This is a genomic window from uncultured Microbacterium sp. (assembly GCF_947488465.1).
Classification (GTDB): domain Bacteria; phylum Actinomycetota; class Actinomycetes; order Actinomycetales; family Microbacteriaceae; genus Microbacterium.
On record NZ_CANKZA010000004.1, the window covers coordinates 119,836 to 139,344 of the forward strand.

A 19,509-nucleotide genomic window follows, 5' to 3' on the forward strand; every position below is an offset into this window, starting at 1 on the left:
GAGTTACTTCTCGTCGGCGGGAGCCTCGACAGCCTCGTCGGCCGCAGCCTCAGCGGCTGCGCCCTCCTCGGGCGACTCAGCGCCGGCTTCGGCGGCCTCGTCGGCGACGGGAGCCTCCTCGACGGGCGCTTCCTCGGCCGGCTCAGCCTCAGCAGCCGGAGCCGCAGCAGCCGACTTCTTGGCCGACTTCGGCTTCGGGTTCACGGGCTCGAGAACGAGCTCGATGACCGCCATGGGGGCGTTGTCGCCCTTGCGGTTGCCGATCTTCGTGATGCGGGTGTAACCACCCTCACGCTCGGCGACGAGCGGCGCGATCTCGGCGAAGAGCTCGTGCACGACGCCCTTGTCGCCGATGACCGACAGCACCCGGCGACGGGCGTGCAGATCGCCGCGCTTGGCGAACGTGATCAGACGCTCGGCGAGCGGACGCACGCGCTTGGCCTTCGTCTCGGTCGTCGTGATCGACTTGTGGGTGAAGAGGGCCGCGGCGAGGTTCGCAAGCAGCAGGCGCTCGTGTGCGGGGCCGCCTCCGAGGCGGGGACCCTTTGTGGGCTTGGGCATGTCAGTTACTCCAGATGAAAGATGTCAGCGAGGGCCGAGACTCAGACGGTCTCGTCGTCGTAGCCGCCGTAGAAGTGTGCGCCGTCGAACCCGGGGACCGAGTCCTTCAGCGACAGACCGAGCGAGATGAGCTTGTCGCGCACCTCGTCGACCGACTTCTGGCCGAAGTTGCGAATGTTCATGAGCTGCGTCTCCGAGAGAGCGACGAGCTCGGACACCGTGTTGATGCCTTCGCGCTTGAGGCAGTTGTACGAGCGGACGGACAGATCGAGGTCCTCGATCGGCATCGACAGTTCGTTCGTGAGGACCTGCTCGACCGGCGCGGGGCCGATCTCGATGCCCTCGGCCTCGACGTTGAGCTCGCGCGCCAGACCGAACAGCTCGGTCAGGGTGCGGCCGGCCGATGCGACAGCATCGCGCGGCGACATCGACGACTTGCTTTCGACGTCCAGCACGAGCTTGTCGAAGTCGGTGCGCTCACCGGCACGGGTCGCGTCGACGCGGTAGCTGACCTTGAGCACGGGCGAGTAGATCGAGTCGATCGGCACCTGGCCGGCCTCGGCGTACTCGTTGCGGTTCTGGGTCGCCGAGACGTAGCCGCGGCCACGCTCGATCGTCAGCTCGAGCTCGAACTTGGCCGAGTCGTTGAGCGTCGCGATGACGAGCTCGGGGTTGTGGATCTCGACACCGGCGGGAGCGGAGATGTCGGCAGCCGTAACCTCACCGGCACCGGTCTTGCGCAGGTACGCCGTGATCGGCTCGTCGCGCTCCGAGGAGACGACAAGCGTCTTGATGTTGAGGATGATCTCGGTGACATCTTCCTTCACGCCCGGAATGGTGCTGAACTCGTGCAGCACTCCGTCGATCCGGATGCTGGTGACCGCGGCGCCGGGGATCGACGAGAGCAGGCTGCGACGCAGCGCGTTACCGATCGTGTAGCCGAAACCGGGCTCGAGAGGCTCGATGACGAACCGGCTGCGGAACTCGCCGATCTTCTCCTCGGTCAGAGTGGGACGCTGTGCAATAAGCACTATGTGTTCCTTTCGATCACGTGACCGCTATATGACACGTGTGGGTGGTGAGGTGTTGAGTTTTGTGAGGACGGATGACAGCGGCATCCGTCAGAAGTGATCGACGGGCCCAGGAACCCCCGAAGGGTTCCTGAGCCTGTCGAGAAAATCAGACGCGGCGGCGCTTCGGGGGACGGCAGCCGTTGTGAGCCTGGGGCGTGACGTCCGAGATCGAGCCGACCTCGAGGCCGGCGGCGGTGAGCGAACGGATCGCGGTCTCGCGGCCGGAGCCCGGTCCCTTGACGAAGACGTCGACCTTCTTCACGCCGTGCTCCTGCGCCTGGCGGGCGGCCGACTCGGCGGCCATGCCGGCGGCGTACGGCGTGGACTTGCGCGAGCCCTTGAAGCCCACTCCACCCGAGGATGCCCAGCTGATGACGGCGCCCGAGGGGTCCGTGATCGAGACGATCGTGTTGTTGAACGTCGACTTGATGTGGGCGTGGCCCAGTGCGATGTTCTTCTTTTCCTTGCGGCGCGGCTTGCGCGCTGCGGACTTGGCCTGTGCCATGTGCGTTATCTCCTAAAACCTGTGAGAAGCCGAGGGCCGCGCGTCAGCGCGCCTTCTTCTTGCCGGCGACGGTGCGCTTGGGGCCCTTGCGGGTACGCGCGTTGGTCTTGGTGCGCTGACCGCGCACGGGAAGGCCACGACGGTGGCGGATGCCCTCGTACGAGCCGATCTCCACCTTGCGGCGGATGTCAGCGGCGACCTCACGGCGAAGGTCACCTTCCACCTTGTACTCGGCGTCGATGTGATCGCGCAGGGCGATCAGCTGGTCGTCGCTCAGGTCCTTGACGCGGATCGACTCGTCGATCTCGGTGGCCTTGAGGATCTCGACCGAACGGGTACGGCCGATGCCGTAGATGTAGGTGAGGGCGATCACCACGCGCTTGTCGCGCGGGATGTCAACGCCGGCAAGACGTGCCATGCGGTTTCTCCTAGGAGTAGTGGAGGTGTGGAGCAGGATCGGTGCCCGGGCCTCCAGCCCGGGGTGTCCCCTCCGAAGAGGATCTGAACCTGCCTGTGGTTCTCCGGTGATCGAGTGCCGGCGGAGCCGGTGTACCGAGATCCCGGAGGGGATTGAATTGTGGGGTCAGCCCTGGCGCTGCTTGTGGCGCGGGTTCGACTTGCAGATGACCATGACGCGACCGTGGCGACGGATGACCTTGCAGTGGTCGCAGATGGGCTTGACGGAGGGGTTGACCTTCATGATTTTTCTTTCGCTGTCTTCGAGTCGGGTGGATGCCGCGGCATCCCCTCGCTCGTTACTTCTCGACCGGCCTAGCGGTAGCGGTAAACGATGCGCCCGCGGGTGAGGTCATAGGGCGAGAGCTCCACGACGACACGGTCCTCGGGAATGATGCGGATGTAGTTCTGCCGCATCTTGCCGGAAATCGTCGCGAGGACCTTGTGTCCGTTGCTGAGCTCAACGCGGAACATCGCGTTGGGCAGTGCCTCGGAGATCACACCCTCGATCTCGATGACTCCGTCTTTTTTCGCCATACGCTCGCTAACGCTGGGCAGACCGGTCGGTCTGCGGTGGATGGTTGTGTTCGGTGCAGAGACACGCCAATGAAGGCGCAACGCACCAAAGATCTAGTGTACGTGATAGTGCGGGATGCGGCAAACCGCCGCATCCGCTCAGTTGAAGAGCGTGGCGAACTGCCCCGTCGCGGGGATGGTGGAGTTCGAGATGACCTCGCCGTTGACCGCGAGCGTGGGCGTGCCGATGCCCGACGAGCCCGGCTGGACCGGAGTGTCTTGGGTCATCGCGGCGACGAAATCGGTGTAGGTGCCGTCCGTGACGCACGTGTCGATGCTCTCGACGCCGACGCCCTTGGCGATCTCGAGGATCTGCTCGTCGGTGAGTCCGGTGGAGTTCTCTTCGGGCTGGTTGTCGTACATCGCCTGCATGAAGGGGACAGCGGCATCCGGATCGGCTTCGGCAACGCAGTACATCGCATTCGCGGCGCGCGTCGAGAACGCGGTGCCCTGCGAGTAGCGGTCGAGGATCGAGATCGGGTGGATGTTGAGGGTGATTGTGCCGTCGTTGACGAGATCGAGGATCTCCTCGCCGTACGCCGACTCGAACTGGCCGCAGATCGGGCACATGAAGTCGAGGTATTCGTCGAGGGTCTGCTCGCCGTCGCCGACGATGATCGCACCGGTCGACTGGTCGATGCCGGATCCTGTCGGCAACGTGCCCGGGTCATTGGCAGCGTTGTTCATCCACACGACGAGGGCGATGACGAGGGCGACGATCGCGACGACGGCCACGCTCACCCAGATCGCGAACCGGTTGGTCTTGCCTGCTGCTGCCTGTGCCATGTTTCGGGTTGCCTTCTTCTCACGCCGCCGCTTGTCCCCTCTATCTTCCCCCATCCCCGGCTATGCATTCCCCGTGAGCGCCTCCCTCGCCCGGGCCGCTTCCCCCTCTCCCCTCTCCCCTCTCCCCTCTCCCCTCTCCGCCGAGCCGACACCTTCGGTGCGAGCCGACAAGTTGCGCACGCACCGAACGTGTCGGCTCGCGCCAAACCTGTCGGCTCGGCGGGTAGCCGCGGGTGCCTGTCAGCGACCCGGGCTGAGGTGGAAGGAGCGGAGACGCGCGGCGAGCGCGGCCGGTGATCGCAAGTGGCCGAGCTCCCAGCGGGCGAACGGGCGTCCGGTCGTGCCGCGGATCCAATCCTCGCGCCGCTTCTCGTCGATCATGACGTCGGCGGACGTGCGGCCGGCGAGCATCGCCGGATCGGAGTACTTGCCGAGGCCATCGAACTCACCCCACGCGCCGACGTCATCGAGCCCGAAGTCGACGAAGTAGTCGCGCCCACTCGGACCCGGGATCGCCACCTGTAGTCGCGGCGGAGCGTACCCGAGCAGCGACAAGTACCAGCGGCTGACGCTCTCCCCGGGTAGCTGAGCGCGTCCATCCGCGAATTCGACAATCGCACGCGCATGGACCACGCCACGTCCTCCGCGCGGAAGCCGCGCCCGCACACCCGCGCGGAACGCCTCCGCCGTGGCAGTGTCGTAGCTGCGCTCGGTCGCATCCCACGCCACGAGCCGGATGGCCGCATCGGCCACCGCGATCGCGGCTTCCTCGGAAGCCATGCGGACGGTGTCGGCGACCGTACGCGCGAGAGATGTGCACGGGATGCCGTCGATCTCGACGATGTCGTGACCGGGGACGGCCACTTCGTGCCGCGCGACCAGCGGGTCACCGGCAGCGACGTGCCCGTTCGCATGGATGCCGCTGACGTGGACGCGGCGCGGCTCCGTGCGAAAGAGCGGGAGCCCCCAGAGGACGGCAGCGGAACAGTGGGAGAACACAAGGCTCGATGTCGGGGGGCGTCTCTCGGCCGCCGCGGCGATACGCAGGAGATGTCGACCCTCCGCGTAGGTCGCCTGCCACGTACCCGCAGCCACGTACCACCCTCGTCCCACGCGGCGGAGGGCACCGGCGTTGACCTCGGCCGCGAGCGCACGGCCGGAGAGTCCTGCCCGCGCGAGGTCGCGGCGGGATCGGAGCATGGCGCGCGCGTCGGGCAGGAGCATCCTTCGACCCTGCCGTGCCGACGCACTCCCCCTCCGCGTCATCCCCATGATCCGTGGACAACTCCGCCAGAAACCTCACTGTGGAGGCAACTCCGAGCCGACAGCATCCGCGCGAGCCGACACGCTCTGTGCGCACAGAACCATGCGGCTCGCACAGAACCATGCGGCTCGCACAGAACCATGCGGCTCGCACAGAACCATGCGGCTCGGCGGGGCGCGCTGCGGGCGGGGGTTAGGGGATCGGGACGGGGGTCACGCCGAAGGGGGCGAGAGACGCGGCGCCGCCGTCGGCGGCGGTCAGCACCCAGATGCCGTCGTCGTGCACCGCGACGCTGTGCTCCCAGTGCGCGCCGTCGCTGCCGTCGACCGTCGTCACCGTCCAGTCGTCGTCCTCGACGAACGTCGCGTCGGATCCGGCGGTCACCATCGGCTCGATCGCCAGGCACAGGCCCGGCTTCACCTCGGCGCCGAGGTCGGACGTGCGGTAGTTGAAGACCGTGGGCGCCTCGTGCATCTTCCGCCCGATGCCGTGACCGACATAGTCGCGCAGGATGCCGTACTCCCCCTGCGCTTCGATGTAGGCCTGTACGGCGTCACCGACCTCACCGACCCGGCGGGCCGACGCGAGCGCCGCGATGCCGGCCCAGAGCGAGCCCTCGGTCACATCCGACAGACGCTGACGCGCATCGACGACAGCGGCATCCCCACCGGGAACCACAATCGTGATCGCCGAGTCGCCGTTCCAGCCTTCGTACTGCGCACCCGAGTCGATCGACACGATGTCGCCGGGCTCCAGCACACGCGAGCCCGGGATGCCGTGGACCACCTGGTCGTTGACCGAGATGCAGGTCGTGTGGCGATAGCCGCGCACGAGCTGGAAATTCGATTCCGCACCGCGCGAGCGGATGACGTCGAACGCCGCGGCATCCAGCTCCCCCGTCGTCACACCGGGAGCGATCAACGCCCGCACCGCGTCGAGGGATGCCGCCGTGATCAGACCCGGCTCCACCATCGACCGCAGCTGCGCGGGCGTCTTGTAGATCGAGCGACGAAGCCCCATCACGCCGTGATGCCGCGTGCGGACAGCGCCGCGACGACGCGCTCGAACACCTCGTCGAGGGAGCCGACACCGTCGACCTCGACCGCGATTCCGCGCGAACGGTAGACGTCGAGAATCGGCGCAGTCTCGGATTCATAGATCGCCAGGCGCTTGGCGATCGATTCCTCGTTGTCGTCGGCGCGGCCCTGCTCGGCCGCCCGCAACGACAGGCGCTCGATCGATTCGTCGCGCGGCACCGAGAGCTCGATGACGGCCGTCAGCGGTTCGCCGCGCTCGTCGAGGAACGCATCGAGGTCACCGACCTGACCGAGGTTGCGCGGGTATCCGTCGAGGAGGAACCCCGCGGCGGCGTCCGGCTGCGCGAGGCGATCGCGCACGATCGCGGACGTCAGCTCGTCGGGGACGAGGTCTCCCGCTTCGATGATGGCCTGAACCTGGCGACCGAGGTCGGTGCCGTCCTTGACGTTCGCCCGGAAGACATCTCCGGTCGACACAGCCGGAATCCCGAAGGCTTCGGCGATGCGGACGCCCTGCGTCCCCTTGCCGGAGCCCTGCGGTCCGATGATCAGGAGGCGAGCGGCGGTCATCGCAGGAGCCCTTCGTAGTGGCGCTGCTGCAGCTGCGCATCGATCTGCTTGACGGTCTCAAGACCCACGCCCACGATGATCAGGATCGACGCGCCACCGAACGGGAAGTTCTGGTTGGCGCCGACGGTTGCCAGCGCGATCAGCGGAAGCAGGGCGATGAGACCCAGGTAGATCGAGCCGGGCAGCGTGATGCGGGTGAGCACGTAGTCGAGGTACTCGGCGGTCGGGCGGCCCGCACGGATGCCGGGGATGAACCCGCCGTACTTCTTCATATTGTCGGCGACCTCGACCGGGTTGAACGTGATCGCGACGTAGAAGTACGTGAATCCGATGATCAGCAGGAAGTACGTGAGCATGTACAGCGGCTGGTCGCCGGTCGTGAAGTGCGCCTGGATCCAGGTGACCCATCCGGGGATGTTGCCCTCGGCATCCGGAGTCTGGTTGAACTGGGCGATCAGCGCGGGAATGTACAGCAGCGAGGAGGCGAAGATGACGGGCACGACGCCGGCCATGTTCACCTTGATCGGGATGTAGGTGTTCGTGCCGCCGAGCGTGCGGCGTCCCACCATCCGCTTGGCGTACTGCACCGGCACACGCCGCTGCGACTGCTCGACGAAGACGACGAGCGCGACGACGATCACGCCGACGGCGAGCACGAGGAGGAAGACCTCGAAGCCACGGGCCTGCTGGATCGACCACATGGCGGCGGGGAAGGTCGCGGCGATCGAGGTGAAGATGAGGATCGACATGCCGTTGCCGACGCCACGCTCGGTCACGAGCTCGGCGAACCACATGATGAGGCCGGTACCGGCGGTCAGCGTGATGATCATCAGCAGCTGCGCCCACCAGGCGGTGTTGGTCAGCAGCGCGTTGCACTCGGCGATGTTCGTCGAACCGAACAGCTGGCCGGAGCGGGCGACCGTCACGAGGGTCGTGGACTGCAGGAGCGCCAGCGCGATCGTGAGGTAGCGCGTGTACTGCGTCAGCTTCGCCTGGCCCGCCTGGCCCTCCTTGTAGAGGGTCTCGAAGTGCGGAATCACCACGCGCAGCAGCTGGACGATGATCGTCGCAGTGATGTACGGCATGACGCCGAGCGCGAAGATCGACAGCTGCAGAAGCGCGCCGCCCGAGAACAGGTTCACGAGCGAGAGCAGGCCCTCGCTGGCAGAACCGGTCTGGTCGAGGCACGACTGGACATTCGGGAAGCTCACGAACGGCGCCGGCACGTGCGCGCCGAGACGATAGATCGCGATGATGGCCAGGGTGAAGCCGATCTTCCGCCGGAGGTCCGGGGTGCGGAAGACCCGCGCAATAGCGCTGAACAAAGGAATTTCCTCCAGTGGGATTTCCGCCCGCGGGTGGCGGGTGCTTCGGGAGCACCGTTTCCCAGCGTACGGCAACAGGGACCGGCACCGGTTCTCGAGCGAATCGAGATCGGGCCGGCCCCTGCCGTGGATTACTTGATCGAACCGCCCGCGGCGATGATCTTCTCGCTGGCCGAACCCGAGACCTTGTCGACCGACACGGTGAGCTTGACCGAGATGTCGCCGGTGCCGAGCACCTTGACCTTCTCGTTCTTGCGCACGGCGCCCTTGGCGACGAGGTCCGTGATGGTGACGTCGCCTCCGGTCGGGTACAGCTCGGCGAGCTTGTCGAGGTTGACCACCTGGTACTCGACGCGGAACGGGTTCTTGAACCCGCGCAGCTTCGGTGTACGCATGTGGAGGGGCATCTGCCCACCCTCGAAGCCGGCCTTCACCTGGTAACGGGCCTTCTGACCCTTGGTGCCGCGACCGGCGGTCTTGCCCTTCGAGCCCTCACCGCGACCCACGCGGGTCTTGGCCTTGTTGGACCCGGGGACCGGACGCAGGTGGTGGACCTTCAGCACACCGGGACGCTTGGTCTCCGCTTCCTTCGCAGCCGCAGCCTTCGTCGCAGGCGCCTTTTTGGCGGCCGGCTTCTTGGCGGGGGCCTTCTTTTCGACGACTTCTTCGGTCGCCTTCGTGGCCTTCTCAGCCATCAGTCGATCTCCTCAACCTTGACGAGGTGCGCGACGGTCTTGACGTATCCGCGCGTCTGCGCGTCATCCGGACGAACGACGGAGTCGTTGATCCGCTTCAGACCGAGCGAACGCAGCGTGTCACGCTGGTTCTGCTTTTCGCTCACCTTGGACTTGATCTGTGTCACCTTCAGACGGGCGGCCATCAGGCACCTACCTTCGCAGCGGCCGCGGCGTCAGCCTCGGCGCGGATCAGACGAGCCGGAGCCACCTGGTCGAAGTCGAGACCACGACGGGCGGCGACGGCACGGGGCTCTTCGAGCTGCTTGAGCGCCGCGACGGTCGCGTGCACGATGTTGATCGTGTTCGACGAACCGAGCGACTTCGAGAGCACATCGTGGATGCCGGCGCACTCGAGGACGGCACGCACGGGGCCACCGGCGATAACACCGGTACCGGCGGCAGCCGGACGAAGGAGCACGACACCGGCAGCGGCCTCACCCTGCACGGGGTGCGGGATGGTCGAGCCGGAGCGGGGCACGCGGAAGAAGTTGCGCTTGGCCTCTTCGACACCCTTGGAGATGGCGAGGGGAACTTCGCGGGCCTTGCCGTAGCCGACGCCGACGAGTCCGTTGCCATCGCCCACGACGACGAGCGCCGTGAAGCTGAAACGACGACCGCCCTTGACGACCTTCGACACGCGGTTGATGGTCACGACGCGCTCGAGGAACTGGCTCTTCTCGGCGTCACGGCCACCGCGGTCGCGGGTCTGGCTGCGCTCGCGGCCACCGCGACGCGGCTCACGCTCGCGCTCGACGGGTGCCTCGGCGACGGCAGCAGGCTGCTCGGTCACTTCGGTGTTCTCCACATTCACAGTTGCATCGCTCACAGGTTCAGACCTCCCTCGCGGGCGCCCTCGGCGATCGCCGCAACACGTCCCGCGTAGCGGTTGCCACCGCGGTCGAACACGACGTCCTCGACGCCGACGGCCTTCGCACGCTCGGCGACCAGCTCGCCGACCTTGCGGGCCTTGGCGGTCTTGTCACCGTCGAACGCGCGCAGGTCTGCTTCGAGCGTCGAAGCGGATGCCACGGTCACGCCCTTGCTGTCGTCCACGAGCTGGACGAAGACGTGGCGGGCCGAACGGTTGACGACCAGGCGCGGACGCGCCTCGGTGCCCACGACCTTCTTGCGAAGACGCAGGTGACGACGCGTACGCGCGTCGCTCTTCGACTTAACAGCCATGATTACTTACCACTCTTTCCGGCCTTGCGACGAACGACCTCGCCGGCGTACCGCACACCCTTGCCCTTGTACGGCTCGGGCTTGCGGATCTTGCGGATGTTCGCAGCTGCCTCGCCGACAGCCTGCTTGTCGATGCCCGCGACGGTCAACTTGTTGTTACCTTCGACGGTCAGCGTGATGCCGGCCGGCGCTTCGATCAGAACGGGGTGCGAGAAGCCGAGAGCGAACTCGACCGCCGTGCCCTTCTGCGCGACGCGGTAACCGGTACCGACGACCTCGAGGCCCTTGGTGTAGCCCGTGGTCACGCCGATGATGTTGTTGTTGATCAGGGTGCGGGTGAGCCCGTGCAGCGAACGCGACTCGCGCTCGTCGTCGGGACGCGAGACCAGAACCTGGCTCTCTTCGACCTGAACCTGGATGGGCTTTGACACGGTGAGCTTCAGCTCGCCCTTGGGGCCCTTGACGGACACATCCTGGCCGTCGACCGAAACGGTCACTCCGGCGGGGATGTCGATGGGAAGACGTCCAATACGCGACATGTCAGATCACCACACGTAGGCGAGGACTTCCCCGCCGACGCCCTTCTGGTCAGCCTGACGGTCCGTGAGGAGGCCAGAGGAGGTGGACAGGATCGCGATACCCAGGCCACCGAGGACCGTGGGCAGCTCGGTGGACTTCGCGTAGACGCGGAGGCCGGGCTTGGAGACGCGCTTGATGCCGACGATCGACCGCTCGCGGTTCGGGCCGTACTTGAGCGTCAGGGTCAGCGTCTGGCCGACCCGTGCGTCCGAGACCTCCCAGGAGGCGATGAAGCCCTCCTGCTGCAGGATCTCCGCGATGTGGGTCTTGAGCTTGGAGCTCGGCAGCGACACGGAGTCGTGGTGCGCCGAGTTCGCGTTGCGCAGACGGGTCAGCAGATCTGCGACCGGGTCTGTCATTGTCATGAGTGGTTTCCTTTGTTCATGCGGTTTCGGATGCCGTTACACGGCAGCCGACCTTCAATGGGGGTCTTACTGGGCGTCGTCCGTCTTGAACGGGAACCCGATGTGACGCAACAGCGCACGCCCTTCGTCATCCGTCTTCGCCGTGGTGACGATCGTGATGTCGAAGCCGCGGACGCGGTCGATCTTGTCCTGGTTGATCTCGTGGAAGACCGACTGCTCCTGCAGGCCGAACGTGTAGTTGCCGTTGCCGTCGAACTGCTTCGGCGACAGGCCACGGAAGTCGCGGATGCGGGGCAGGGACAAGTTCACAAGGCGATCCAGGAACTCCCACGCGCGGTCCCCGCGGAGGGTGACGTGCGCGCCGATGGGCTGGCCCTCACGCAGCTTGAACTGCGCGATGGACTTGCGGGCCTTCGTCACGATCGGCTTCTGGCCGGTGATCTTGGTGAGGTCGTCGACCGCACCATCGATCACCTTGGAGTCGCGAGCTGCCTCACCGACACCGGTGTTGACGATGACCTTGACGATCCCGGGGATCTGCATGACGTTCGGGTAGCCGAACTCTTCCTGCAGAGCCTTTTTGATCTCGCCCTGGTACTTCTGCTTCAGGCGGGGCTGGATCTTGCCAGCCTCCGCGGCAGTGGTGGTGCTCATCAGAGGTCCTTACCGCTCTTCTTCGCGTAGCGCACACGGACGGTGCGCTTCACGCCATCCTTCGTCTGCTCCTCGACGCGGTGACCGACCTTGGTCGGCTTCTTGGTCGAGGGGTCGACGACGGCGACGTTGGAGATGTGGATCGGGGCTTCCATCGTTTCGATGCCGCCCGTCTTCGTGCCGCGCTGGGACTGACCCACGCGCGTGTGCTTAGTGACGTAGTTGACGCCCTCGACAATGACACGGTTCTGCTCGACCAGGATGTCGAGAACCTTGCCCTGCTTGCCGCGGTCGCCGCCCTTGTCCTGCTTCTTGCCTGTGATGACCTGAACCAGGTCACCCTTCTTGATCTTGGCCATGAGGTCAGATCACCTCCGGTGCGAGCGACACGATCTTCATGAACTTCTTGTCACGAAGCTCGCGACCGACGGGTCCGAAGATGCGGGTGCCGCGGGGCTCCCCGTCGTTCTTCAGGATCACGGCGGCGTTCTCATCGAACTTGATGTACGAGCCGTCGGGACGACGGGTCTCCTTGACGGTGCGGACGACGACGGCCTTGACCACGTCACCCTTCTTCACGCTGCCACCGGGGATGGCATCCTTGACGGTCGCGACGATGATGTCGCCGAGACCGGCATAGCGGCGGTTGGACCCACCGAGCACGCGAATCGTGAGCAGCTGCTTGGCGCCGGTGTTGTCGGCGACCTTGATGCGGGACTCAGTCTGAATCATTTCTTACTTCGCCTTCTCGAGGACCTCGACCAGACGCCACCGCTTGGTGGCGCTCAGCGGCCGGGTCTCGTTGATGAGAACGAGGTCGCCGATGCCGGCGGTGTTCGCCTCGTCGTGCGCCTTGACCTTCGACGTGCGGCGGATGACCTTGCCGTACAGCGGGTGCTTCACGCGGTCTTCGACCTCGACGACGATGGTCTTGTCCATCTTGTCGCTGACCACGTAGCCGCGACGCGACTTGCGGTAACCACGGGCGTCCGCATCGCGAACGTCGTTGGCACCGTGCTCGTGACCGGCGGCGACGACGGGCGCCTCCACGACGGCGTCAGCCTGGGCAGCCGGAGCCTTCTTGGCCGGAGCCTTCTTGGCGGCCGGAGCCTTGGGGGCAGCGGGCGCCTTCTTGACGGGCGCCTTCTTCTCAGTTGCGTCAGCCATTACTCGGCCTCTTCCTTCTCGGCCACGTCGGCGGCATCCGCCTTCTTGGCCTTCGTCTTCTTCGCCTTCGTCGCGACCTCGACCGGAGCGGGCGTGGCACGGATGCCGAGCTCGCGTTCACGGATCACGGTGTAGAGCCGCGCGATGTCGCGCTTGACGGCGCGGATGCGCCCGTGGCTCTCGAGCTGGCCGGTGGCCGACTGGAAGCGCAGGTTGAACAGCTCTTCCTTGGCCTTGCGCAGCTCCTCGACGAGGCGCTGGTCCTCGAACGTGTCGAGCTCGCTCGGTGCGAGCGTCTTGGTTCCGACAGACATTACGCGTCGCCCTCCTCGCGCTTGATGATGCGTGCCTTCAGCGGCAGCTTGTGAATTGCACGGGTCAGAGCCTCTCGTGCGAGCTCTTCGCTGACACCGGCGACCTCGAAGAGGACGCGACCCGGCTTGACGTTGGCAACCCACCACTCCGGCGAACCCTTACCGGAACCCATGCGGGTTTCGGCCGGCTTCTTGGTCAGCGGACGGTCGGGGTAGATGTTGATCCACACCTTTCCACCACGCTTGATGTGACGGGTCATGGCGATACGAGCGGACTCGATCTGACGGTTCGTGACATACGCGGGCGTGAGCGCCTGGATGCCGTACTCGCCGAACGAGACCTTCGTGCCACCGGTCGCCTGGCCGGAACGGCCGGGGTGGTGCTGCTTGCGGTACTTGACCTTGCGGGGAATAAGCATTATGCCGATGCTCCTTCTGCGACGGGTGCGTCGTTGCGGGGGCCGCGACGACGGTCGCCACCACGGTCATCGCGACCACGGGGTGCCTTCGGCGCGTTCGCCTGCTCGCGTGCGAGCTCCTTGTTGGTGAGGTCGCCCTTGTAGATCCAGACCTTCACGCCGATGCGGCCGAAGGTGGTCTTGGCCTCGTAGAAGCCGTAGTCGATGTTCGCACGCAGGGTGTGCAGGGGCACACGGCCTTCGCGGTAGAACTCCGACCGGCTCATCTCGGCGCCACCGAGACGGCCCGAGACCTGAATCCGGATGCCCTTGGCGCCGGCGCGCTGAGCGCCCTGCAGACCCTTGCGCATCGCACGACGGAACGCCACACGAGCAGAAAGCTGCTCGGCGATACCCTGCGCGACGAGCTGAGCGTCGGCCTCGGGGTTCTTGACCTCGAGGATGTTCAGCTGGATCTGCTTGCCGGTGAGCTTCTCGAGGTCGGCGCGGATGCGCTCGGCCTCGGCGCCGCGGCGACCGATCACGATGCCCGGACGGGCGGTGTGGATGTCGACACGAACACGGTCACGCGTGCGCTCGATCTCGATCCCACTCACGCCGGCGCGGTCGAGTTGCGTCTGCAGGAGCTTGCGGATCTTGATGTCCTCGGCCACGTAGTCGGCGTAACGCTGACCGGGCTTCGTCGAGTCGGAGAACCAACGCGACACGTGGTCAGTGGTGATACCGAGGCGGAAGCCGTACGGGTTTACCTTCTGTCCCATTACTTGCTCGCCTTCTTGTCGGTCGAAGCTGCCGTGGCAACCTCAGGGGTCGCCAGCATGATCGTGATGTGGCTGGTGCGCTTCTTGATCTGGAACGCGCGGCCCTGTGCACGGGGGCGGAAACGCTTGAGCGTCGCACCCTCGTCGACGAACGCGTTCGCCACGTACAGGTCCTGGTCATCCAGGAACTCGCCGTTCTTGTCCGCGGTGACGCGGGCGTTGGCCATGGCCGAAGCGACGAGCTTGTAGATCGGCTCGCTGGCGCTCTGCGGGGCGAACTTCAGGATGGCCAAGGCCTCCTGAGCCTGCTTGCCCTTGATGAGCGCGACGACACGACGAGCCTTCTGAGGGGTCACGCGGATGTGCTTGACGCGTGCGATGGAATCCACCATTTGTCTCCTCCTCTGTCCTCTCTGGGAACGCCCCGCGTTAGCGGCGGCGCCCCTTCTTGTCGTCCTTCTCGTGGCCGCGGAAGGTGCGGGTGGGCGCGAATTCGCCCAGCTTGTGACCGACCATGGTCTCGGACACGAACACGGGGATGTGCTTACGTCCATCGTGCACGGCGATCGTGTGCCCCAGCATGGCGGGGATGATCATCGAGCGGCGTGACCAGGTCTTGATGACGTTCTTGGTACCGGCTTCGTTCTGCGAGGCGACCTTGCGAAGCAAGTGCTCGTCGACGAAGGGGCCCTTCTTGAGACTGCGAGGCATCTTCCTCTACTCCTACTTACGCTTCTTGCCGGCGTTACGGCGGCGGACGATGTACTTGTCGCTTTCCTTGTTGGCGTGGCGGGTGCGACCCTCAGCCTGGCCCCAAGGAGTGACGGGGTGACGACCACCGGAGGTCTTACCCTCACCACCACCGTGCGGGTGGTCGACCGGGTTCATCGCGACACCACGCACGGTCGGGCGGACGCCCTTCCAGCGCATGCGGCCGGCCTTACCCCAGTTGATGTTCGACTGCTCGGCGTTGCCCACCTCGCCGATGGTCGCGCGGCAGCGCGCATCGACGTTGCGGATCTCGCCCGAGGGCAGACGCAGCTGAGCGAAGTTGCCGTCCTTGGCGACCAGACGCACCGAGGTGCCGGCCGACCGGGCCAGCTTCGCGCCGCCACCGGGGCGGAGCTCGATGGCGTGGATGACGGTACCCGTCGGGATGTTCTTCAGCGGCAGGTTGTTGCCCGGCTTGATGTCAGCCGACGCGCCCGACTCGACGACATCGCCCTGCTGCAGCTTCGCCGGAGCGAGGATGTAGCGCTTCTCACCGTCGAAGTAGTGCAGGAGCGCGATGCGCGCGGTGCGGTTGGGGTCGTACTCGATGTGAGCGACCTTGGCGTTGACGCCGTCCTTGTCGTGACGACGGAAGTCGATCACGCGGTACTGGCGCTTGTGGCCACCACCGATGTGACGGGTCGTGATGCGGCCCTGGTTGTTGCGGCCACCGGTCTTGGAAAGCGGGCGCAGCAGCGACTTCTCGGGCGTCGATCGGGTGATCTCAGCGAAGTCCGCCACCGACGAACCGCGACGACCGGGGGTCGTGGGCTTGTACTTGCGAATAGCCATGGTGTGTTGTCCTCTATCCCGACCGTCAGCCGACTGCCGTGAAGATGTCGATGGTGCCCGAACGCAGGGTCACGATGGCGCGCTTGGTGTCCTTGCGCTTTCCCGTGCCGAAGCGCGTGCGACGCGCCTTGCCCGTGCGGTTGAGCGTGTTGACCGCGGCGACCTTGACGTCGAAGATCTTCTCGATCGCGAGCTTGATCTCGGTCTTCGAGGAGCGCGGGTCCACCAGGAAGGTGTACTTGCCCTCGTCGATGAGCCCATAGCTCTTCTCGGAGACGACCGGCTTCAGGATGATGTCGCGCGGGTCCTTGTTCAGAGCGGCGTGTGCGGTGGTCATGCGGAGACCTCCTCGGTCGCGCCGTCCTTCGAAGCGACGAACGCTTCGTAGGCGGACTTGATGAAGACGATGTCGTCGGAGACGAGCACGTCGTAAGCGTTGAGCTGGTCGTACGTGAGCACGTGGACGTACGCGAGGTTGCGCACGCTCTTGACCGTGATCTCGTCGCCGCGCTCGATGACGACCATGACGTTCTTGGTCGCGTTGAGAGTCGACAGCACCGTGGACGCGGCCTTGGTCGAGGGCGCACCCTCGATCGCGAACGAGTCGATGACGTGCAGACGGCCACCACGAGCACGGTCGCTGAGCGCGCCCAGGAGGGCGGCGGCGATCATCTTCTTGGGGGTGCGCTGCGAGTAGTCACGCGGCTTCGGGCCGTGGACGATGCCACCACCGGTCATGTGCGGCGCGCGGATCGAGCCCTGACGGGCGTTACCGGTGCCCTTCTGCTTGAAGGGCTTGCGGCCGGCACCCGAGACCTCACCGCGACGCTTGGTCGAGTGAGTACCCTGGCGAGCCGCCGCGAGCTGCGCGACGACGACCTGGTGGATGAGGGGGATGTTCGTCTTGACGTCGAAGACGGATGCAGGAAGCTGGACCGTGCCAGCCTTCTTGCCGTCGGCCTTCAGGACGTCGAGCGCGAGAGTCGAGTCAGCCATGATCAGGCACCCTTCACTGCGTTGCGGACGTAGACGATGCGGCCACGAGCACCGGGGACGGCGCCCTTGACGAGCATGAGTCCCTTCTCGGCGTCGATGGCGTGCACCGTGAGGTTCATGACGGTCACGCGCTCGCCACCCATACGGCCGGCCATGCGCATGCCCTTGAAGACACGGCTGGGGGTCGACGAGGCGCCGATCGAGCCGGGCTTGCGGTGGTTGCGGTGCGCACCGTGCGAAGCGGAGACACCCTTGAAGTTGTGGCGCTTCATGACACCGGCGGTGCCCTTGCCCTTGCTGGTGCCGACGACGTCGACCAGCTGGCCGGCCTCGAAGGTGGCGTCCACGGTGAGCTCCTGGCCCAGCGTGTAGTCACCGGCATCCGCCGTGCGCACCTCGGTGAGGTGACGACGCGGGGTCACGCCAGCGGCCTCGAAGTGAGCCGTGAGCGGCTGGTTGACCTTGCGCGGGTCGATCTGCCCGTAGGCGATCTGCACGGCGTTGTAGCCGTCGCGCTCGGGGGTGCGCACCTGGGTGACGACGTTCGGTGCAACCTCGATCACGGTGACGGGAACGAGCTTGCCGTTCTCATCCCAGACCTGGGTCATGCCGAGCTTGGTGCCCAGGAGTCCCTTGGAAATCTTGGAGTTGATATCAGTCATCGCGAGCCTCAGAGCTTGATCTCGATGTTGACGTCGGCCGGGAGGTCGAGACGCATCAGCGAGTCGACGGCCTTGGGCGTCGGGTCGATGATGTCGATGAGGCGCTTGTGGGTGCGCATCTCGAAGTGCTCGCGGCTGTCCTTGTACTTGTGGGGCGACCGGATGACGCACACGACGTTCTTCTCGGTCGGAAGGGGCACGGGGCCCACAACGGTGGCGCCTGCGCGGGTCACCGTGTCGACGATCTTGCGCGCCGACGTGTCGATGACCTCGTGGTCATACGACTTCAGGCGAATGCGGATCTTCTGTCCCGCCATTGTCTGCTCTCTCTCTTCTCGCGTCATACCTCGAGGGCATCGGACGCACGTGGCACAGGGGTGGTGTGCCGGGCACTCTCCCGCGCGGTTGCGAGGGATGCTGCACCGCTGTTCTGGTGTCAGACCCACTCCTCCGCACGCGTGCGGAACCTGTTTCCAGGGGGAGTGGGGTTGTGGTGTTCTGACTGCCCGCGGCCTAGGACCCTGCGCTCTCGCGCCGCCTATGCACTGCCGTGACAGTGATCCCGCACCGAGGCGCAGGAATGTGGAACTGGTCTAGTCTACGTGTCGCCCGGGCGTGTCGCAAACTCGGGCGTGTCGCGCTCGGTGTGTCGCGATTCGGGCCCGGCGGGCGGGCACCGCACGAGGAGATGTGCATGCACGAGGAGGATGCCGCAGCATCCACCCTCTGCTGCGTACATCCTCCTGGGGAGTACGCCGGAAGTACGCAGGGAGTACTCCGGGGCACGCGCTCTGCCAGCGGGTGGCGCAAGCCAAAGCGGCAACAGCGGCAGCGGACCGCCGGAGCTGACCGCAGTGAAACCGAGCCGGCCAGCGTGCGCGGTTACCCGTCGCCCCGGTCGTCGTCTCCGCGCGGCGCGCCTGCCTGGTCCGCTTCAGACAGAGCGCCGCTCGCTCGCTTCACTCGACTCGGACGCCCCGACACATAGATGTACGTTCCGACAACGAGGGTCGCTCCGCCCATGATGATCACCCACCAGGGGAATCCAGGAACATCGGGTCGCTTCCCCACCGCGTCGATATCGCCAACCGGCGTGGGGGTGACCCGTTCTCCCGTCACAAGGATGCGCTGGGTGTTGATACCGAGCGGAGTGCAGGTCACCAGGGTGACGAGGTCTTCGCCGACGACCGGTCGGAGGGCCTCCCGTTCATCCGGCTCCACGACCTGTGTGCGGATGACCTGGTAGGTGAGGACCTCACCGAGCACCTCGATGGTGAACGTGTCTCCCTCCTGGACCCGGTCGAGGTTGGTGAACATCTTCGCTTCCGCGAGACCGCGATGCGCGGTGATCACCGAATGTGTACCCTCGCCACCCACCGGCAGCGACGTGCCCCGCAGATGACCCGCGCCGCGTAGCAGCGTGTCATCGGATGTGCCGTGATAGACGGGCAGGTCGACGTCGACGGCGGGGATGCGCAATCGCGCCATCACATCCGAAGGTGTGGCGCGGAGCAAGGTGTCGTAATCGAGCGCGTCATCCGCCGCAGACCCCTCCGCGGTCGGCAGCCGTTCGCCTACTTCGAGAAGCGCACCCGAATTGACGGCAGCGTTGTACTCGCGCGCGAGTGACAGCTGTTCGCTCGCAGACGGATCGAGATCACTGTCGCGCGCCTGGGCACTGTAGTTCTCGATGAGGAGCGACTGGTTGTACTGGGAGAACCACGCAGCGATGTCGGGGTACACGAACAACAGCACGCCCATCCAGGCGAGGACAGCGGCGCCGATCGCCAGCCACTGGGGTCGCCAGCGTCGTCGATCGTCGGTGCTCGTCGCAATGGCGGATGCCGTGGACATCGATGCAGCTCCTCGGATCATGGGCGTGGACGACACTAGCAGCGAGAAGCGGGGCGGGAAGGTTTCCCTCCCCGCCCCGCCTCACCGGTGCAGCGGGCTCACA

Annotated in this window: 32 protein-coding genes; all 32 read right to left on the reverse strand. The window is 65.9% G+C overall.

The features are described from left to right. Nucleotides 1–3 precede the first annotated feature (3 nt). Nucleotides 4–561: a 50S ribosomal protein L17 gene (gene rplQ, locus Q0653_RS10100; protein WP_298944488.1), complete on the reverse strand. Its 558-nt coding sequence runs from the start codon at nt 559–561 to the stop codon at nt 4–6. 41 nt (nt 562–602) lie between these two features. Further along, complete coding sequence (locus Q0653_RS10105; protein ID WP_203189897.1) at nt 603–1,592, reverse strand: DNA-directed RNA polymerase subunit alpha; 990 nt, start codon at nt 1,590–1,592, stop codon at nt 603–605. Between the two features lie 148 nt (nt 1,593–1,740). Next, entirely contained in the window at nt 1,741–2,139 is a 399-nt protein-coding gene (gene rpsK / locus Q0653_RS10110; protein ID WP_203189898.1) for a 30S ribosomal protein S11, read from the reverse strand. A gap of 43 nt (nt 2,140–2,182) precedes the next feature. Then, nucleotides 2,183–2,557 (reverse strand): 30S ribosomal protein S13, encoded by a 375-nt coding sequence (rpsM, locus tag Q0653_RS10115; protein ID WP_203189899.1) that lies wholly within the window; start codon nt 2,555–2,557, stop codon nt 2,183–2,185. Nucleotides 2,558–2,722: 165 nt separating this feature from the next. Continuing rightward, nucleotides 2,723–2,839, reverse strand: a complete 117-nt coding sequence (gene rpmJ, locus Q0653_RS10120; RefSeq protein WP_005050492.1) for a 50S ribosomal protein L36 — start codon at nt 2,837–2,839, stop codon at nt 2,723–2,725. Between the two features lie 71 nt (nt 2,840–2,910). Further along, nucleotides 2,911–3,132, reverse strand: a complete 222-nt coding sequence (gene infA / locus Q0653_RS10125; RefSeq protein ID WP_017201569.1) for a translation initiation factor IF-1 — start codon at nt 3,130–3,132, stop codon at nt 2,911–2,913. A gap of 138 nt (nt 3,133–3,270) precedes the next feature. Continuing rightward, the gene (locus tag Q0653_RS10130; protein WP_298944489.1) at nt 3,271–3,957 is read right to left on the reverse strand and encodes a thioredoxin domain-containing protein; all 687 of its coding nucleotides are present in this window, start codon (nt 3,955–3,957) and stop codon (nt 3,271–3,273) included. Between the two features lie 240 nt (nt 3,958–4,197). After that, complete coding sequence (locus Q0653_RS10135) at nt 4,198–5,181, reverse strand: hypothetical protein (protein ID WP_298944490.1); 984 nt, start codon at nt 5,179–5,181, stop codon at nt 4,198–4,200. 232 nt (nt 5,182–5,413) lie between these two features. Further along, nucleotides 5,414–6,241 (reverse strand): type I methionyl aminopeptidase, encoded by an 828-nt coding sequence (gene map, locus Q0653_RS10140; RefSeq protein WP_298741200.1) that lies wholly within the window; start codon nt 6,239–6,241, stop codon nt 5,414–5,416. Further along, nucleotides 6,241–6,828: an adenylate kinase gene (locus tag Q0653_RS10145; protein WP_298944491.1), complete on the reverse strand. Its 588-nt coding sequence runs from the start codon at nt 6,826–6,828 to the stop codon at nt 6,241–6,243. The genes map and Q0653_RS10145 overlap by 1 nt, the downstream gene beginning before the upstream one ends. Then, nucleotides 6,825–8,153: a preprotein translocase subunit SecY gene (gene secY, locus Q0653_RS10150; protein WP_298944492.1), complete on the reverse strand. Its 1,329-nt coding sequence runs from the start codon at nt 8,151–8,153 to the stop codon at nt 6,825–6,827. Before secY ends, Q0653_RS10145 begins: the two co-directional genes overlap by 4 nt. 131 nt (nt 8,154–8,284) lie before the next feature. Next, entirely contained in the window at nt 8,285–8,848 is a 564-nt protein-coding gene (rplO, locus tag Q0653_RS10155) for a 50S ribosomal protein L15 (protein ID WP_298740483.1), read from the reverse strand. Then, nucleotides 8,848–9,033, reverse strand: coding sequence for a 50S ribosomal protein L30 (gene rpmD, locus Q0653_RS10160; RefSeq protein WP_091484804.1), 186 nt, complete (start codon nt 9,031–9,033; stop codon nt 8,848–8,850). Before rpmD ends, rplO begins: the two co-directional genes overlap by 1 nt. Continuing rightward, nucleotides 9,033–9,680, reverse strand: coding sequence for a 30S ribosomal protein S5 (gene rpsE, locus Q0653_RS10165; protein ID WP_298741205.1), 648 nt, complete (start codon nt 9,678–9,680; stop codon nt 9,033–9,035). The genes rpmD and rpsE overlap by 1 nt, the downstream gene beginning before the upstream one ends. Before the next feature lie 32 nt (nt 9,681–9,712). Beyond that, a complete protein-coding gene (rplR, locus tag Q0653_RS10170) occupies nt 9,713–10,072 on the reverse strand; it encodes a 50S ribosomal protein L18 (protein WP_298740499.1) in 360 nt (119 codons plus the stop codon). A gap of 2 nt (nt 10,073–10,074) precedes the next feature. Continuing rightward, nucleotides 10,075–10,611 (reverse strand): 50S ribosomal protein L6, encoded by a 537-nt coding sequence (gene rplF / locus Q0653_RS10175; protein WP_298740502.1) that lies wholly within the window; start codon nt 10,609–10,611, stop codon nt 10,075–10,077. Nucleotides 10,612–10,617: 6 nt separating this feature from the next. Continuing rightward, nucleotides 10,618–11,016, reverse strand: a complete 399-nt coding sequence (rpsH, locus tag Q0653_RS10180; RefSeq protein ID WP_298740504.1) for a 30S ribosomal protein S8 — start codon at nt 11,014–11,016, stop codon at nt 10,618–10,620. 66 nt (nt 11,017–11,082) lie between these two features. Further along, on the reverse strand, nt 11,083–11,670 hold the full coding sequence (rplE, locus tag Q0653_RS10185) for a 50S ribosomal protein L5 (RefSeq protein ID WP_298740505.1): 588 nt from the start codon (nt 11,668–11,670) through the stop codon (nt 11,083–11,085). Further along, the gene (gene rplX / locus Q0653_RS10190) at nt 11,670–12,029 is read right to left on the reverse strand and encodes a 50S ribosomal protein L24 (RefSeq protein WP_298740507.1); all 360 of its coding nucleotides are present in this window, start codon (nt 12,027–12,029) and stop codon (nt 11,670–11,672) included. The genes rplE and rplX overlap by 1 nt, the downstream gene beginning before the upstream one ends. 4 nt (nt 12,030–12,033) lie before the next feature. Further along, nucleotides 12,034–12,402, reverse strand: coding sequence for a 50S ribosomal protein L14 (gene rplN, locus Q0653_RS10195; protein ID WP_261606522.1), 369 nt, complete (start codon nt 12,400–12,402; stop codon nt 12,034–12,036). Between the two features lie 3 nt (nt 12,403–12,405). Continuing rightward, nucleotides 12,406–12,720 (reverse strand): 30S ribosomal protein S17, encoded by a 315-nt coding sequence (gene rpsQ, locus Q0653_RS10200; protein WP_298944647.1) that lies wholly within the window; start codon nt 12,718–12,720, stop codon nt 12,406–12,408. A 116-nt stretch (nt 12,721–12,836) separates the two neighbouring features. Then, nucleotides 12,837–13,151 carry a 50S ribosomal protein L29 gene (gene rpmC / locus Q0653_RS10205; protein WP_298740515.1) on the reverse strand — a complete coding sequence of 105 codons (315 nt, stop codon included), beginning with the start codon at nt 13,149–13,151 and terminating at the stop codon, nt 12,837–12,839. Continuing rightward, complete coding sequence (gene rplP, locus Q0653_RS10210) at nt 13,151–13,570, reverse strand: 50S ribosomal protein L16 (RefSeq protein WP_056223975.1); 420 nt, start codon at nt 13,568–13,570, stop codon at nt 13,151–13,153. The genes rpmC and rplP overlap by 1 nt, the downstream gene beginning before the upstream one ends. Next, nucleotides 13,570–14,331: a 30S ribosomal protein S3 gene (gene rpsC, locus Q0653_RS10215; protein ID WP_298740519.1), complete on the reverse strand. Its 762-nt coding sequence runs from the start codon at nt 14,329–14,331 to the stop codon at nt 13,570–13,572. The genes rplP and rpsC overlap by 1 nt, the downstream gene beginning before the upstream one ends. Beyond that, a complete protein-coding gene (rplV, locus tag Q0653_RS10220) occupies nt 14,331–14,723 on the reverse strand; it encodes a 50S ribosomal protein L22 (protein WP_298740521.1) in 393 nt (130 codons plus the stop codon). The genes rpsC and rplV overlap by 1 nt, the downstream gene beginning before the upstream one ends. A 37-nt stretch (nt 14,724–14,760) precedes the next feature. Beyond that, nucleotides 14,761–15,042, reverse strand: coding sequence for a 30S ribosomal protein S19 (gene rpsS / locus Q0653_RS10225; RefSeq protein ID WP_288784074.1), 282 nt, complete (start codon nt 15,040–15,042; stop codon nt 14,761–14,763). Between the two features lie 12 nt (nt 15,043–15,054). Continuing rightward, entirely contained in the window at nt 15,055–15,894 is an 840-nt protein-coding gene (rplB, locus tag Q0653_RS10230; protein ID WP_298740529.1) for a 50S ribosomal protein L2, read from the reverse strand. A 25-nt stretch (nt 15,895–15,919) separates the two neighbouring features. Next, nucleotides 15,920–16,231, reverse strand: coding sequence for a 50S ribosomal protein L23 (rplW, locus tag Q0653_RS10235; protein ID WP_261606526.1), 312 nt, complete (start codon nt 16,229–16,231; stop codon nt 15,920–15,922). Beyond that, entirely contained in the window at nt 16,228–16,890 is a 663-nt protein-coding gene (rplD, locus tag Q0653_RS10240; RefSeq protein WP_298944493.1) for a 50S ribosomal protein L4, read from the reverse strand. Before rplD ends, rplW begins: the two co-directional genes overlap by 4 nt. A gap of 2 nt (nt 16,891–16,892) precedes the next feature. Beyond that, nucleotides 16,893–17,552, reverse strand: coding sequence for a 50S ribosomal protein L3 (gene rplC, locus Q0653_RS10245; RefSeq protein WP_298944494.1), 660 nt, complete (start codon nt 17,550–17,552; stop codon nt 16,893–16,895). A gap of 8 nt (nt 17,553–17,560) precedes the next feature. Continuing rightward, entirely contained in the window at nt 17,561–17,869 is a 309-nt protein-coding gene (gene rpsJ / locus Q0653_RS10250) for a 30S ribosomal protein S10 (protein WP_005050520.1), read from the reverse strand. Nucleotides 17,870–18,434: 565 nt separating this feature from the next. Next, nucleotides 18,435–19,406, reverse strand: a complete 972-nt coding sequence (locus tag Q0653_RS10255) for a class C sortase (protein ID WP_298944495.1) — start codon at nt 19,404–19,406, stop codon at nt 18,435–18,437. Between the last annotated feature and the right edge of the window lie 103 nt (nt 19,407–19,509).

What these genes read in the sequence shown, in the direction of transcription:
- rplQ (WP_298944488.1), bottom strand. Translation starts at nt 561, where the DNA reads ATGCCCAAGCCCACAAAGGGTCCCCGCCTCGGAGGCGGCCCCGCACAC.
- rpsK (WP_203189898.1), bottom strand. Translation starts at nt 2,139, where the DNA reads ATGGCACAGGCCAAGTCCGCAGCGCGCAAGCCGCGCCGCAAGGAAAAG.
- rpsM (WP_203189899.1), bottom strand. Translation starts at nt 2,557, where the DNA reads ATGGCACGTCTTGCCGGCGTTGACATCCCGCGCGACAAGCGCGTGGTG.
- rpmJ (WP_005050492.1), bottom strand. Translation starts at nt 2,839, where the DNA reads ATGAAGGTCAACCCCTCCGTCAAGCCCATCTGCGACCACTGCAAGGTC.
- infA (WP_017201569.1), bottom strand. Translation starts at nt 3,132, where the DNA reads ATGGCGAAAAAAGACGGAGTCATCGAGATCGAGGGTGTGATCTCCGAG.
- Q0653_RS10130 (WP_298944489.1), bottom strand. Translation starts at nt 3,957, where the DNA reads ATGGCACAGGCAGCAGCAGGCAAGACCAACCGGTTCGCGATCTGGGTG.
- Q0653_RS10135 (WP_298944490.1), bottom strand. Translation starts at nt 5,181, where the DNA reads ATGCTCCTGCCCGACGCGCGCGCCATGCTCCGATCCCGCCGCGACCTC.
- map (WP_298741200.1), bottom strand. Translation starts at nt 6,241, where the DNA reads ATGGGGCTTCGTCGCTCGATCTACAAGACGCCCGCGCAGCTGCGGTCG.
- Q0653_RS10145 (WP_298944491.1), bottom strand. Translation starts at nt 6,828, where the DNA reads ATGACCGCCGCTCGCCTCCTGATCATCGGACCGCAGGGCTCCGGCAAG.
- rplO (WP_298740483.1), bottom strand. Translation starts at nt 8,848, where the DNA reads ATGGCTGAGAAGGCCACGAAGGCGACCGAAGAAGTCGTCGAAAAGAAG.
- rpmD (WP_091484804.1), bottom strand. Translation starts at nt 9,033, where the DNA reads ATGGCCGCCCGTCTGAAGGTGACACAGATCAAGTCCAAGGTGAGCGAA.
- rplR (WP_298740499.1), bottom strand. Translation starts at nt 10,072, where the DNA reads ATGGCTGTTAAGTCGAAGAGCGACGCGCGTACGCGTCGTCACCTGCGT.
- rplF (WP_298740502.1), bottom strand. Translation starts at nt 10,611, where the DNA reads ATGTCGCGTATTGGACGTCTTCCCATCGACATCCCCGCCGGAGTGACC.
- rpsH (WP_298740504.1), bottom strand. Translation starts at nt 11,016, where the DNA reads ATGACAATGACAGACCCGGTCGCAGATCTGCTGACCCGTCTGCGCAAC.
- rplE (WP_298740505.1), bottom strand. Translation starts at nt 11,670, where the DNA reads ATGAGCACCACCACTGCCGCGGAGGCTGGCAAGATCCAGCCCCGCCTG.
- rplX (WP_298740507.1), bottom strand. Translation starts at nt 12,029, where the DNA reads ATGGCCAAGATCAAGAAGGGTGACCTGGTTCAGGTCATCACAGGCAAG.
- rplN (WP_261606522.1), bottom strand. Translation starts at nt 12,402, where the DNA reads ATGATTCAGACTGAGTCCCGCATCAAGGTCGCCGACAACACCGGCGCC.
- rpmC (WP_298740515.1), bottom strand. Translation starts at nt 13,151, where the DNA reads ATGTCTGTCGGAACCAAGACGCTCGCACCGAGCGAGCTCGACACGTTC.
- rplP (WP_056223975.1), bottom strand. Translation starts at nt 13,570, where the DNA reads ATGCTTATTCCCCGCAAGGTCAAGTACCGCAAGCAGCACCACCCCGGC.
- rpsC (WP_298740519.1), bottom strand. Translation starts at nt 14,331, where the DNA reads ATGGGACAGAAGGTAAACCCGTACGGCTTCCGCCTCGGTATCACCACT.
- rplV (WP_298740521.1), bottom strand. Translation starts at nt 14,723, where the DNA reads ATGGTGGATTCCATCGCACGCGTCAAGCACATCCGCGTGACCCCTCAG.
- rpsS (WP_288784074.1), bottom strand. Translation starts at nt 15,042, where the DNA reads ATGCCTCGCAGTCTCAAGAAGGGCCCCTTCGTCGACGAGCACTTGCTT.
- rplB (WP_298740529.1), bottom strand. Translation starts at nt 15,894, where the DNA reads ATGGCTATTCGCAAGTACAAGCCCACGACCCCCGGTCGTCGCGGTTCG.
- rplW (WP_261606526.1), bottom strand. Translation starts at nt 16,231, where the DNA reads ATGACCACCGCACACGCCGCTCTGAACAAGGACCCGCGCGACATCATC.
- rplD (WP_298944493.1), bottom strand. Translation starts at nt 16,890, where the DNA reads ATGGCTGACTCGACTCTCGCGCTCGACGTCCTGAAGGCCGACGGCAAG.
- rplC (WP_298944494.1), bottom strand. Translation starts at nt 17,552, where the DNA reads ATGACTGATATCAACTCCAAGATTTCCAAGGGACTCCTGGGCACCAAG.
- rpsJ (WP_005050520.1), bottom strand. Translation starts at nt 17,869, where the DNA reads ATGGCGGGACAGAAGATCCGCATTCGCCTGAAGTCGTATGACCACGAG.
- Q0653_RS10255 (WP_298944495.1), bottom strand. Translation starts at nt 19,406, where the DNA reads ATGTCCACGGCATCCGCCATTGCGACGAGCACCGACGATCGACGACGC.